This is a genomic window from Vagococcus entomophilus, from assembly GCF_003987595.1.
GTDB classification, from domain to species: Bacteria; Bacillota; Bacilli; order Lactobacillales; family Vagococcaceae; genus Vagococcus_E; species Vagococcus_E entomophilus.
Map to the genome: position 1 here is coordinate 167,852 of NZ_NGJZ01000002.1, position 12,132 is coordinate 179,983.

General features: G+C 37.0%; 15 protein-coding genes. 10 read left to right on the forward strand and 5 right to left on the reverse strand.

Annotated elements, in window-relative coordinates; genetic code table 11:
* Positions 1-155 precede the first annotated feature (155 nt).
* A complete protein-coding gene (locus CBF30_RS06775) occupies positions 156-494 on the reverse strand; it encodes a YtxH domain-containing protein (protein WP_126824160.1) in 339 nt (112 codons plus the stop codon).
* Positions 491-919 (reverse strand): HIT family protein, encoded by a 429-nt coding sequence (locus CBF30_RS06780; protein ID WP_126824163.1) that lies wholly within the window; start codon positions 917-919, stop codon positions 491-493. Before CBF30_RS06780 ends, CBF30_RS06775 begins: the two co-directional genes overlap by 4 nt.
* A 136-nt stretch (positions 920-1,055) precedes the next feature.
* On the opposite strand from CBF30_RS06780, the gene CBF30_RS06785 reads away from it, so the two are divergent.
* The 4 genes from CBF30_RS06785 to trmB all read left to right on the forward strand — a co-directional run bounded on the left by CBF30_RS06785 (position 1,056) and on the right by trmB (position 4,620).
* Positions 1,056-1,796, forward strand: coding sequence for an ABC transporter ATP-binding protein (locus CBF30_RS06785; RefSeq protein ID WP_126824166.1), 741 nt, complete (start codon positions 1,056-1,058; stop codon positions 1,794-1,796).
* A complete protein-coding gene (locus CBF30_RS06790; RefSeq protein WP_126824169.1) occupies positions 1,793-3,031 on the forward strand; it encodes an ABC transporter permease in 1,239 nt (412 codons plus the stop codon). Before CBF30_RS06785 ends, CBF30_RS06790 begins: the two co-directional genes overlap by 4 nt.
* A gap of 102 nt (positions 3,032-3,133) precedes the next feature.
* Positions 3,134-3,916: a phosphotransferase family protein gene (locus CBF30_RS06795; protein ID WP_126824172.1), complete on the forward strand. Its 783-nt coding sequence runs from the start codon at positions 3,134-3,136 to the stop codon at positions 3,914-3,916.
* 59 nt (positions 3,917-3,975) lie between these two features.
* On the forward strand, positions 3,976-4,620 hold the full coding sequence (gene trmB / locus CBF30_RS06800; RefSeq protein ID WP_126824176.1) for a tRNA (guanosine(46)-N7)-methyltransferase TrmB: 645 nt from the start codon (positions 3,976-3,978) through the stop codon (positions 4,618-4,620).
* Positions 4,621-4,658: 38 nt separating this feature from the next.
* Here the strand turns inward: trmB and CBF30_RS06805 are convergent, their stop codons facing one another.
* Positions 4,659-4,994 (reverse strand): PepSY domain-containing protein, encoded by a 336-nt coding sequence (locus CBF30_RS06805; protein WP_126824180.1) that lies wholly within the window; start codon positions 4,992-4,994, stop codon positions 4,659-4,661.
* Positions 4,995-5,151: 157 nt separating this feature from the next.
* Here CBF30_RS06805 and pepA point away from each other — a divergent pair, with 157 nt between their 5' ends.
* Genes pepA through ytpR form a run of 3 tightly spaced genes read left to right on the forward strand, consistent with a single transcriptional unit; the run spans position 5,152 to position 7,207 of the window.
* Complete coding sequence (pepA, locus tag CBF30_RS06810) at positions 5,152-6,228, forward strand: glutamyl aminopeptidase (RefSeq protein ID WP_126824183.1); 1,077 nt, start codon at positions 5,152-5,154, stop codon at positions 6,226-6,228.
* Positions 6,229-6,235: 7 nt separating this feature from the next.
* Entirely contained in the window at positions 6,236-6,547 is a 312-nt protein-coding gene (locus CBF30_RS06815; protein ID WP_126824186.1) for a thioredoxin family protein, read from the forward strand.
* 48 nt (positions 6,548-6,595) lie between these two features.
* A complete protein-coding gene (gene ytpR, locus CBF30_RS06820; RefSeq protein WP_126824189.1) occupies positions 6,596-7,207 on the forward strand; it encodes a YtpR family tRNA-binding protein in 612 nt (203 codons plus the stop codon).
* Positions 7,208-7,245: 38 nt separating this feature from the next.
* Here ytpR and CBF30_RS06825 read toward each other — a convergent pair whose 3' ends face one another.
* Complete coding sequence (locus tag CBF30_RS06825) at positions 7,246-7,542, reverse strand: Dabb family protein (protein ID WP_126824192.1); 297 nt, start codon at positions 7,540-7,542, stop codon at positions 7,246-7,248.
* 129 nt (positions 7,543-7,671) lie between these two features.
* Here CBF30_RS06825 and CBF30_RS06830 point away from each other — a divergent pair, with 129 nt between their 5' ends.
* The 3 genes from CBF30_RS06830 (at position 7,672) to CBF30_RS06840 (ending at position 11,314) form a co-directional block, all read left to right on the forward strand.
* Complete coding sequence (locus tag CBF30_RS06830) at positions 7,672-8,556, forward strand: DUF3114 domain-containing protein (protein WP_126824194.1); 885 nt, start codon at positions 7,672-7,674, stop codon at positions 8,554-8,556.
* Between the two features lie 216 nt (positions 8,557-8,772).
* A complete protein-coding gene (locus CBF30_RS06835) occupies positions 8,773-9,384 on the forward strand; it encodes a 50S ribosomal protein L25/general stress protein Ctc (protein ID WP_126824197.1) in 612 nt (203 codons plus the stop codon).
* 424 nt (positions 9,385-9,808) lie between these two features.
* Positions 9,809-11,314 (forward strand): peptide MFS transporter, encoded by a 1,506-nt coding sequence (locus CBF30_RS06840; protein ID WP_126824199.1) that lies wholly within the window; start codon positions 9,809-9,811, stop codon positions 11,312-11,314.
* Between the two features lie 56 nt (positions 11,315-11,370).
* Here CBF30_RS06840 and CBF30_RS06845 read toward each other — a convergent pair whose 3' ends face one another.
* Positions 11,371-12,108 (reverse strand): amino acid ABC transporter ATP-binding protein, encoded by a 738-nt coding sequence (locus CBF30_RS06845; RefSeq protein ID WP_126824202.1) that lies wholly within the window; start codon positions 12,106-12,108, stop codon positions 11,371-11,373.
* Positions 12,109-12,132 lie beyond the last annotated feature (24 nt).

The window sequence follows — 12,132 nt, forward strand, 5'->3', positions numbered from 1 at the left end:
AGGAAGCTGAGGCAAAAGCGTGTAACTCCGAGAAATTAGTTGGAATGCATGAAAATTCCTCTTCAAATTTGGGTTCATTTCAGCTCTCAAAGCTTGTTTAGATACTAAGAGCCTGGAACATAATTTTTGATTTATGTCTCAGGCTCAAAAAAATATTATTCTTCTATTGTTAAATCTTGCTTGATTTTTTCGCTTTGACGTTGAATTGCCTTGATGCGAGGTGTTGCTTGAAACTGAAAATCAGCAAGGCTTTTATTCGTTTCTTCTTTAAAAGTCGGGAGTAGTTCCTGGCTTGTTTGTTTTAAATGAACGAGTGATTCTTGGAAGTTTTTTAGACTGGCATCTAAATCTTTTGTTGTTTGGGTTGCATCATCGAGGTTTCTGGCTAGTTTTTGCCGGGTTGCATTTCCGCTACGTGGAGCAAACAAAAGTCCAATACTACCGCCGACTGTTGCACCAAGTATCAGCCCTTTTACAAATCTACCTAGACTCATTTTTCTACCTCCTTGTGGATGGCATGGGCAATTTGTTCCATATCTTCTGGTGTATAGCGAGCACTGTTATCAGTAAAGCTCATTTTAAAGCCATCTTTTTTGCTGTAACGCGGGATAAGATGAACATGAGAATAAAAGACAGATTGGTAGGCAAGTTCTCTATTGTTATTGACAATATTTAGTCCTTCCATATCTGGAAAAGCTTTCTCCATTGCACGGGAAATTTTAGGGATACGTGAAAATAAATCAGCCGCTGTTTGAGCATCGTATTCAAAAATATTTGTTACTTGTTTTTTGGGAATGACAAGTGTGTGTCCTTTGGTTGCTTGGGTAATGTCTAGAAAAGCGTAAACTTTATCATCTTCATATACGCAAAAACTTGGAATTTCTTTTCGCAAAATTTTGTTAAAAACGGTATCTTCCATTATAAAGCACCTCACATTTTTCTTTCACTTTACCATAACTATCTGTCATTTGAAAAGTTATTCCTGTTAGAATGAAGTAAAATTTACACGAGATTATGCTATAATCTGTATATGAGAAAAATGGAGGGATTTAAAAATGAGCTTATCAATTAAAAATCTAACAGGTGGCTACGGTCCAGTTCCTGTTTTAAAAGATATTAGTTTTGAGATTAATCAAGGAGAACTTGTTGGATTAATCGGGTTAAATGGTGCAGGAAAAAGTACAACTATTAAAAATATTATTGGTTTGCTTACGCCACAAAAAGGGTCAATTAAGCTGGACGAAAAAACCTTAAAGGCAGCTCCAGAAGCTTACCGGAAAAAAATTGGCTATATCCCGGAAACCCCTTCGTTATATGAAGAGCTAACGCTCAAAGAGCATATTGAAATTACGGCAATGGCGTACGATATTCCGATGGATCAGGCAATGGAACGAGCCGCTATTTTGCTAAAAACTTTTCGGTTAGAAAAAAGATTGGATTGGTTCCCAGCAAACTTTTCAAAAGGAATGAAGCAAAAGGTCATGGTATTGTGTGCTTTTTTAATTGAACCAAGCTTGTATATTATTGACGAACCCTTCTTAGGATTGGATCCACTGGCAATCCACGCTTTGCTTGAGTTGATGGATGAAATGAAAAAACAAGGAGCAGCGATCTTGATGTCGACGCACATATTAGCAACAGCCGAGAAATATTGTGATCGTTTCATTGTACTTCATGAAGGAAAAATTCGTGCGCAGGGAACTATGGGAGAATTAAGAGAAGAATTTCAGTTGCCAAATGCATCACTTGATGAAATTTATGTGGCATTGACTCAGGAAGAAGGCTCGTCTGTATGATGGTTGAATTGTATAAAAAAAGAATGGCCATTTATCAAAAAAAAATGTTGCGCTATATGAAATATGTCTTTAATGACCATTTTGTTTTGGTTGGAATGTTTTTGCTAGGTGGGGCGGCTTATTATTACTCAGAAATTTTAAAAACCTTAACTCCCGCATCGATAGTTGGTCGCTTGGTCGCTTTTGGCGGATTGTTTTTTGTGCTTTTTTTTGGCAAGGTTGCAACTCTCGTAGAAGAGGCCGACCAGCAGTTTTTATTGCCAAAAGAAAAACAAATGCGACACTATATCGCACAAGCACAAAAACATACTCTTGGGACTGTAGCACCAATATTAGCGTTAATTGTAGGAGTCATTGTGCCTTTAATCGTTGCAACTGGAAATCACGAGGAAAGACCAATAGAAACTTACTTAGTATTTTTAGGTATGATCTTCTGTTTAAAGTTTGGAAATGTTAGCTTACAAACCTTATCTTTTTTCCAATCAAATGATCAGTTAAAGCAAAGAAGTCATTTTTTTTGGTATGGAATTAGTCTACTATGTATTGGGCTTAGTATCTGGGTTAATAGTTGGTGTGGCGCTATCCTTGCTATGATTGTTGCTATCTTGCTTAAACAAGCAGAAAAAAAGACCATAAAGACAAATATGTTAGATTGGCACGTAATGATTGAGTTGGAGAAAAAAAGAATTCATGGGATTTACCGTTTTATCCACCTATTTACAGATGTACCTGGGATGGAGGTTAGTGCCAAGCGTCGAAAATGGTTGGATCCCTTAGTCAAGAAAATCTCTAAAGAACAGTCACATACGTTTGAATATTTGTTTGCGCGTAGCTTTCTTCGGACGACTAGCTATAGTGGACTGTATGTGCGTTTGGTAGTCTTGACAAGTGTGATGTTGTTCTTTTTGAAAGATAGTTGGTTTGTATTTGGTGTCTCTTTACTGTTTCTGTATTTGATTGGGTTTCAACTAATTCCAATATATGCTCAGTTTGATTATATGCTGATGGTACGTCTTTATCCGATTGATGCACTGCAGAAGACCCAAGCTGTGCAAAAACTAATTGGAAAGCTTTTAATTTTAGCAGGGAGTATCTTTTGGCTCGTTTCAGTTGTTTCACTAGCTAACTGGCAAAATAGTTTCTACTTACTGGTGGCTATTTGTGTTGAGATTTTTCTATTTATCAGGTGGTATTTGCCACAACGACTAAAAAAAATGCATCAATCTACTTCGTAATGTGATAGAATAGTAGGACAGATACTTGATGGTGCAAAAACAGAGAGTTAAAATAAATGTGGATGTGTACAATCTAAATCGGATGGAGAAAGTGGGGTATTTATGCATTTTCAACTGGATAAAAACTGGCATCTTCAGCCGATTAGTGGAGATACAGGAAATACCTATATGGGTGTAAATGGGGAAGAAAAACTTTTTATTAAAAGAAACTCCTCTCCGTTTCTTGCGGCACTATCAAAAGAAGGGATAACTCCTAAGCTTGTTTGGACTAAGAGAACGGGTTCAGGAGATGTGTATACAGCGCAGGAGTGGCTTGAAGGTACCCTTTTAAAAGCCGATGAAATTGGTACACGATTAGACGTTTTAGAGATTTTGTACCGCGTCCATCACTCACAGTCGCTCAAAGAGATGCTAAAAAAAATTGGTGGCAAAGAACTTAGTGCGTTTGATTTGTTGGGATTATATGCTGAAAATCTACCGCAAGAGCTCAAAAAAAATCAGTATTTGGCACGTGTCTTTCGGTATCAAGAAGACCATCTTCCAGAGTCCAACTTGGATGAATGTGTGGTGTGTCATGGGGATGTGATTCGGCATAATTGGATTGTATCAGAAGAAAGCCGATTGTATCTTGTTGATTGGGATTCGGCCTTGTTGGCTGATCCGGTGTATGATTTAGGGATTATACTGGGCAAATACGTGCCGCTTACAAACTGGCCTAATTGGTTAGCTTCGTATGGCAAAAAACCGACGCCTACCGTTTTGAAAAAAGCGATGTGGTACGCTACGATGGCCTTTTTGATGAGAATTCGCAAAGACTTTAAAAAAAATGATTTGATTCAAATGAATCGTGAAATTGAACAACTAAAAAAACTTTTTAATTATTAAATAGGGGACTCTTTGGTCAAAATGCCAGAGAGTTTTTTATAGGAAAAGAGAGGAAAAAGATGAGAGTAAGAAATAAACCTTGGGCAAAAGAAAAAGTGGCGGAATATCCGCAGTATATTCCGAGTGATCCTATGGCTTGGAAAGGAAAATGGCAAGACAAGTTTCAAAATAAGCAACCTATACATATCGAAGTTGGTACAGGAAAAGGTCAATTTATTACCGAGATGGCTAAGGCCCATCCTGAGATTAATTATGTTGGTATTGAGCTCCAAACCAATGTTATTGTGATTGCTTTAGATAAATTGATTGAAGAAAAATTGCCTAATTTGCAATTATTGTTAGTCAATGGCAGCATGTTAACAGAATACTTTGCAGCGGGCGAAGTGGATCAAGTCTATCTGAACTTTTCTGATCCTTGGCCTAAAAAAAGGCATGAAAAAAGGAGACTAACTTCACCTTCTTTCCTATCAAACTACGAAAACATTTTGAAAAAAAATGGTGAAATTCACTTTAAGACAGATAACAGAGGACTATTTGAATACTCTTTGGCCAGCTTTTCACAGTATGGAATGATTTTGAAACAGGTGTGGTTAGATTTACACCAGAGTGATTTTGTTGGAAATATCATGACGGAGTATGAGGCTAAATTTTCCGCTAAAGGCCAGCCTATCTACCGAGTTGAGGCAGTTTTTCCAGAAAGATAAAAAAAAGAGAAAAAATTATCTTAATTTTTTCTCTTTTTTTATAGCCGATGGATATCTAATATAGTACCAGTATAGGCATCTGCAATAAATTCGTATTGTACTTTTTCACAGTCTTCGATACGGATGATGCCACCTGTATACGTCTTAGACCTAACTGCGAAAACACGGCGGGGTTTTTTCTCAAAATTAATCCACGAACCTTCGATAGGTCCTTCTTGCAAAAAGGCTTGTTTGACTTTGTTTAAGATGGCATCTGGAGACAAAGTTTTTTTACTTTGGTACCATAAAGTAGATAAACTGCCCAAAGCAATGCCAGAGCCTAAACCAAGTGCAAAACCGTTTGTAAAGAGTGTGCTCTTTTTTCTATTTGTCATGTTCGTCACTCCAGTTGAGGGTTTCTTTTTGTTTATTGTAGCACAAAATGGGGTTTAGTTCCTAAAGAAAACTTCATGAAAAAAAAGTAAAAATGGGGTATAATACTTAGGATAAAAGAAAGTGAGGTGGCGTTTCTGCATCTGCAGATCGTACATTATGGAAGAAAAATTATTTCAACGTATCAAGACAATGACAGAATTGCAAGGAACAAGTGGATTTGAAGAAGATATTCGTCAAGTAATGACAAAAGAATTAACACCACTTGTTGATCGTGTCGAGTATGATGGATTAGGTGGCGTTTTTGGGATTCGGGAAAATCAAGTAGCAGATGCCCCGCGTGTCATGGTAGCAGCCCATATGGATGAGGTTGGCTTTATGCTTACTCATATTATGGATAATGGCTTATTCCGTGTTGTTCCATTGGGTGGATGGAATCCGTATGTTGTTTCGGCTCAAAGGTTTACACTAAAGACAAGACATGCAGAATATCCTGTTATTTCTTCTTCTATTCCACCGCATTTACTAAGAGGAACAAGTGGCCAAACAAGTCTCAATGTCGCAGATATTTTATTTGATGCAGGGTTTGAATCTAAAGAAGAGGCAGAAAGCTACGGGGTTCGTCCTGGAGACAGTATTGTGCCGAAAGTTGAAACCATCAAGACGGCTAATGGTAAAAATATTATTAGCAAAGCGTGGGATAATCGTTACGGTTGTACAGTTGTACTAGAAGCTTTAGAAGCGCTGAAAGAAGTAGAATTAGCACATACATTGATTGCAGGAGCAAATGTTCAAGAAGAAGTAGGACTAAGAGGGACAAGACCTTCTGTTCATAAGTTTAAACCAGATTTATTCTTTGCAGTGGACTGTTCTGCAGCAGACGATATCAATGGGAAAAAAGATACTTTTGGACATCTGGGAGAAGGATTTTTACTCCGTATTTTTGATCCAGGGATGATTACACTTAAAAGAATGCGCGAATTTTTACTGGATACTGCCGAAACAAACAAGATTCCTTATCAATATTTTGTTTCAAAAGGTGGAACAGATGCTGGTCAAGCGCATTTGATGAATGACGGGGTACCTAGTGCTGTAATTGGTGTTTGTGCGAGATATATCCATACACATCAAACAATGTTTAATATTACCGATTATGATGCAGCAAAAGAGATGCTGATTACCGTATTAAAATCGTTAGATAAAACGACAGTCAATACGATTGTTTACGGAAAGTAGGTATATGATGAGATTGCCTAGCACATTAGAAGAAATTGCGGTGAGTATTGAAACGGGCAACAATGTTTTATTCTTTACGGCAGATTGGTGTGGGGATTGCAGATATATTTATCCAATGATGCCCGAGATTGAAGCAGAATTTTCCCAGTATAGGTTTATCCAAATTGATCGGGATCAATTTTTGCCACTTTGTCAAAAATGGGGAATTATGGGAATTCCGAGTTTTATTGTCACGAGTGAGGGCAAAGAAATTGGACGCTATGTAAATAAAGAGAGAAAAACCAAGGCACAGATTGTAGAGTTTTTGAATTCTATCTAGCAGGTAGAAACTATTTAAGGCAATAAAAAGAGATAAGGGAGCGAAATCATGATTTTTAGTTACAATCCACAAGCAGTGGGAGATGTATTACTGATTGTAGTAGCAGATGCAGCCAATCAAGAAGTGACGGCAGAAAGAAGAGGAAATATTGCCCGAGTATTTATTAAAGAGACCAATCAAACTGTCGGAATAAATTTCTTTAATGCTAGTCATCTGTTAGAAAATTTGAGCGGACAAGGACAAGTTTACTTAAATAAAGAGCAAGTTCAAAAGTTGAATGAATTATTAGCGGCAGAAGGTTTTTGTGAAAAGGTTCAACTAGACAATCAGCCAGACTTTGTTACAGGTTTTGTAAAGTCCTGCAAAAAGCACCCAGATTCTAATCATCTGTCCATCACCCAAACCGATATAGGGAATGGAGAGCTACTTCAGATTGTATGTGGGGCACCGAATATTAAGGCTGGCTTAAAAGTTGTTGTGGCAAGAGTGGGTGCAATGATGCCAAATGGATTGATAATTTGGCCTGGGAAACTTCGAGGAGAAGAAAGCCATGGCATGATCTGTTCTGCCAAAGAGTTAGGTGTACCTGATGCGCCTACGAAAAAGGGAATAATGGAATTGCCTTTTGATACAGAAATTGGGCAAGCTTATTCAGTATAAAAGAACGAAGCTTATCTTTTAGGTAAGCTTCGTTCTTTTTATGTTACTGGAAAGTCCATCACACAGACAGCCACTGTGTAGTTGTGAATGGCATTTTTAAAGGATTCATGGTGAGGATGAGTTGCGTAAGCTTCCAAGTTTTCGTAAGAATCAAAAAAAATAGTGAGACCATAATTAAATCCTGCCGTCTTATCTGTTTCCGGAGTGGAATTCTTTCCAAAATATACATGTTGAATTCCTTGAATTGAATGGAATTTTTCAACCAATGGAACGAGGAGTTCAGGGTTCATTTGCTTTAAGTCAAAATTAAAAAGAACATTGTGGATATAACGCATAAGTAGGACGCTCCTTTAGTGTTTGATAGTGTCAGTATAGCATGTTAGTGAGGATTTTGTGAGGCGCAAGTAGCAGCTTTTCTAAGATACCGTGATATAATAAAAAAGGAAAGCAAATGGGGTGAATAGATGGAAACATGGGATCAAGCAGCACTAGAAGCGTATCGAAGATATCTGATGTGCAACATCAAGAAACTGTCAACCGAACAGAAACTATTTTTTGTTGAAAAGATTGGGCAGGAAACACGGTATGTTGGTTCAGCAATCTATACGGAGATGTTCAAAAAAAGTCGTAAAACTGCAGGTGAAAAAGTAATGCTCGTATTATCCCAACTTGGTGGCACGATAGATCAACAGGGGATGTTGCAATTGATTGGACCTTATCAATTGGATCCAACTCTCGCTCCGCATGGGAAATTTTTTCAGCTATTTGCAGATACGGTCCGAAAAGCTTTTTACAAAAAGAAGTTAAGAAATCAGGCAGTTCACCAATTGCGAATGTACATTGATCGACACAACCTTACATATATACGAAAGAAATATGGTGGCAAGACAGATACGGATGAATCGGCACTTAATTTATATGCGCAAACAGAATTGGGGAGAAAGAGTTTACCCAAAGAACCGGCTAGATTTCATAACAAATTTCCTAAGACAAGTAGCTACCAAGTTTTTGTTTTGGGCAAAGAAAATCGCAAACGAGTCACCCCAGACTTTCATGCAGAATTTATTTTGGATGAAAGAGGGAATTTTGTGAGTCAGTGGAATGTACTGAAGGAGCGGGAAGACAAGCGGATAGAGAGTGATATTCAGGCATATGAGTTAACCCAAGAGTTTGAGTTTCAGATTATGAATGGAGAGTCGTTTAATTATGCAAAACGAAATAATCAGGAACATGTTCGTTTAGATAGTTGGCCACCAGGAAAATACGATCATAATCTCAGAAAAGCTATTCACCAAAAATGGCGTAGTCCTTCGGTAAAACAATTTAATTACCAAGCTGATCGTGATTAAAAGGCTATTTCTTGACGAATAGGTCAAATGAGCGTAAGCTAAATATAGGGAGTTAAAAAAATTCTCTGTTCGTTTTCCCAAAATAGCTAAATAACTTAGCTCAATTTTTCGGAATTGATTCTTCAAAGTCTCTAAGTATTTGACATTGAAATATGTTAGACGAGATAAATAGCGAACTTATTTTGATAAGAATTATCTAAAGGAGGAAGTTTATTTATGGCAGTAACATTAGCAGTTAAAGAAAGAGAAGTAAGACCTCGTTCCACAAAGGAAAAGTTAAGAAAACAAGGTGAAGTACCAGCAGTTTTATATGGAAACAATGTGCCAAACACAGCACTCACTGTTTCGGAAAAAGACTTATTGAAAATATTACGTGCACATGGTAAAAATACAGTTATTACCATGACAGTTGGAGGTAAAAAAGTACAGTCACTTGTGGGTGAACAACAAGTAGATACGTTTACCAAACAATGGAAGCACGTTGACTTTGTAGCAGTCGATATGAAAGAAAAAATTGAAGTAACTGCTGAGGTTGTGCTAATAAATGATGCAAAAGGTGCGAAATCTGGCGGTACATTAGTTCAAAACGTGTATGAGCTGACAGTTTCTGCAACACCAGATAATTTACCAGAAAAAATTGAAGTAGATGTAGCAAATCTAGAAATTGGAGATTCTATTACAGTAGCAGACTTATCCACAGAGTTAGGCTATGAAATTGTAGATGCACCAGAAGAACAAGTTGCTTCTGTTGTGGTAGAACAAAATGAAGTGGAAGAAGAAAGTTCTGCAACAACTGAAGAAGCGGAACCTGAATTAGTAGAAGATTAATCAAATCGAAGTAGAATCGCTGAATAGTCGTGATTCTACTTTTTTAGTTAGTTGAAAGGATACAAGCCAAAAGGCAGGTATCCTTTTTTTATCCACAGAAAATTGTGGATAAGTCTGTTAAAATGTGTATAAATACAAACAAGCGTTTGTAAAATTACTTATTTATCCACATGTTAATAAAAAAAACAGTAAACTATCAACAAAAATATGACAACAATGTGGAAAATCAACTTAGTTATAAACAAGTTAAAAAAAATTGTGGATAAGTACTGTTTGTTAAAATCATGTGATAGGAAAATGTTTAAATGGTTAGTTTATTTTCATAAAGGACTATACCATGTTGCACTCTTTCTAAAAATTAGCTATTCTTGATTTTATAAATATACATTTTATAAAATCTGAAAATTTAGAAAGTAGTGGTAAAATGGAATACTCTCGAGAAGAATTAGTTGATAGTGTCCCTCAGACTGGTTTTTTTGGTCATCCCAAGGGGTTAGGAATCTTATTCTTTATAGAATTTTGGGAAAGATTTAGCTATTATGGAATGCGTGCAATTTTATTATATTATATGTACTATAGTGTAGAAAAAGGTGGACTTGGTTTTAGTAAAGATATGGCTTCTTCTATGTTTTCTGTTTATGGCTCTTTAATTTTTATGACAGGAATTATAGGTGGATGGCTAGCAGATCGTGTGCTTGGTTCAAGAAAGTCACTATTTTTAGGTGCTGTTCTTATTATGTTTGGCCATATCGCTTTATCTCTGCCTGGGAGTCGCTTATTTTTCTTAGTATCTATGTTCTTCATCATTATTGGTTCAGGTCTTATGAAACCTAATATTTCGAGTGTAGTGGGAGATCTTTATCATAAAGAAGACGCACGAATGGATGCTGGATTTGTTATTTTTTATCTTTCAGTTAATATGGGAGCTCTTATTTCACCCTTTATAGTTGGTCAATTACAAACGAGTTATGGCTTTCATTATGGGTTTGGGGCAGCGGCTTTTGGGATGTTTTTAGCACTGATTATTTATCTGATTTTTAATAGAAAGAATTTGGGTCGGATTGGTAAACGTGTACCCAATCCGTTGACAGAAGCAGAGAAAAGAACCTATTTACGTAATTTAATTCTTGTGCTCATTATCTGTGGTGTCTTATTATACATACTATATCTTAGCCGAATGCTAACATTTAATAATTTTACTTATTTTGTGACCTTTTTAGGGATTGCTATTCCTATTTATTATTTTACAATGATGTATCGCAGTAAAAAAACAACGACGATAGAAAAATCACGTGTGTTAGCTTATATTCCGTTGTTTATTGCCGGCGTCATGTTTTGGTCGATTCAAGAACAAGGCTCATCCATTTTAGGTGTTTTTGCGGATACAAACACACAACTTGACTTAAAGCATGTGGTAGGAATTAATTTTGTGATTCCGGCGTCATTTTTTCAATCGATTAATCCAATCTTTATTGTTTTATTTGCCCCGCTTATTTCCATGTTGTGGGTGAAACTCGGGAAAAAAAATCCATCAACAGGCCTCAAGTTTTCATTGGGACTACTTTTTGCCGGCGTCTCGTTTTTAGTAATGATGATACCGACGCGTGGTATGACAGATACAACATTAATCAATCCAGCGTGGTTAGTTATTTCGTTTGTTATTTGTGTGATTGGAGAGTTGTGCTTATCTCCAGTTGGTTCTAGTGTCTCAGTAAAATTAGCGCCTAGAGCATTTGAATCGCAAATGCTAAGCTTATGGTTTTTAACAGATGCAACGGCACAAGCCATCAATTCTCAACTTGTAAAGGTTTATGATGTGATGACGAAAGCAGAATATTTTGGCTTTTTAGGCGCTTTGGCAGTGATACTAGGATTAGTCATGATGTTTTACTCTCCATGGATTCAAAAGAAAATGCAGGGGATTTTGTAGTATCTAATAAAAAATAAAAGTGAGGCAACCTGTTGTTCGTGTTGCCTCACTTTTATTTAGTTTTCTAATATACGTTTAAGAAAGGTTTTTGTGCGTGCTTCTTTCGGGGATTGGAAGATTTGTTCAGGAGTTCCTTCTTCTGCAATCACCCCTCTATCCATGAAAATCACACGGTCAGATACATCTCGAGCGAAGGTCATCTCATGTGTCACGACCACCATCGTCAGTCCAGTTTGTGCAAGTTCCTTCATGATTTTGAGGACTTCGCCAACCATTTCCGGATCAAGTGCCGATGTCGGTTCATCAAATAGTAACATGTCAGGGTCCATCGACAATGCACGTGCAATAGCTACTCGTTGTTTTTGACCACCGGATAACTGACTGGGTTTTGCGTGAAGAAAGCGGTCCATGCCCACACGTTCTAAATTTTTTCGGGCGATGGTACTCGCTTCTTCTTTTGTACGATGAAGCACTTTTAATTGTCCAACAACACAGTTCATTAAGACATCGTGATTTTCAAATAGATTAAACTGTTGAAAGACCATGCCTAAATGAGTTCGATAGTTGGGTAGAGAATAATTTTTTTCTAAAATATTTTTACCAGCAAAAATTATTTTGCCCGCAGTAGGTTTTTCTAGTAAGTTGATGCAGCGTAGTAAGGTTGATTTTCCAGACCCGGAAGAACCAATAATGGTCACCACCTCTCCAGCGCTTACTTCTAGACTGACATCTTTTAACACTTCATTTTGTCCGTAAGATTTGCGTAGATGTTCGATCGATAGTAATTGTGACATCATTTTTCCTCCTTAGTTTATTTT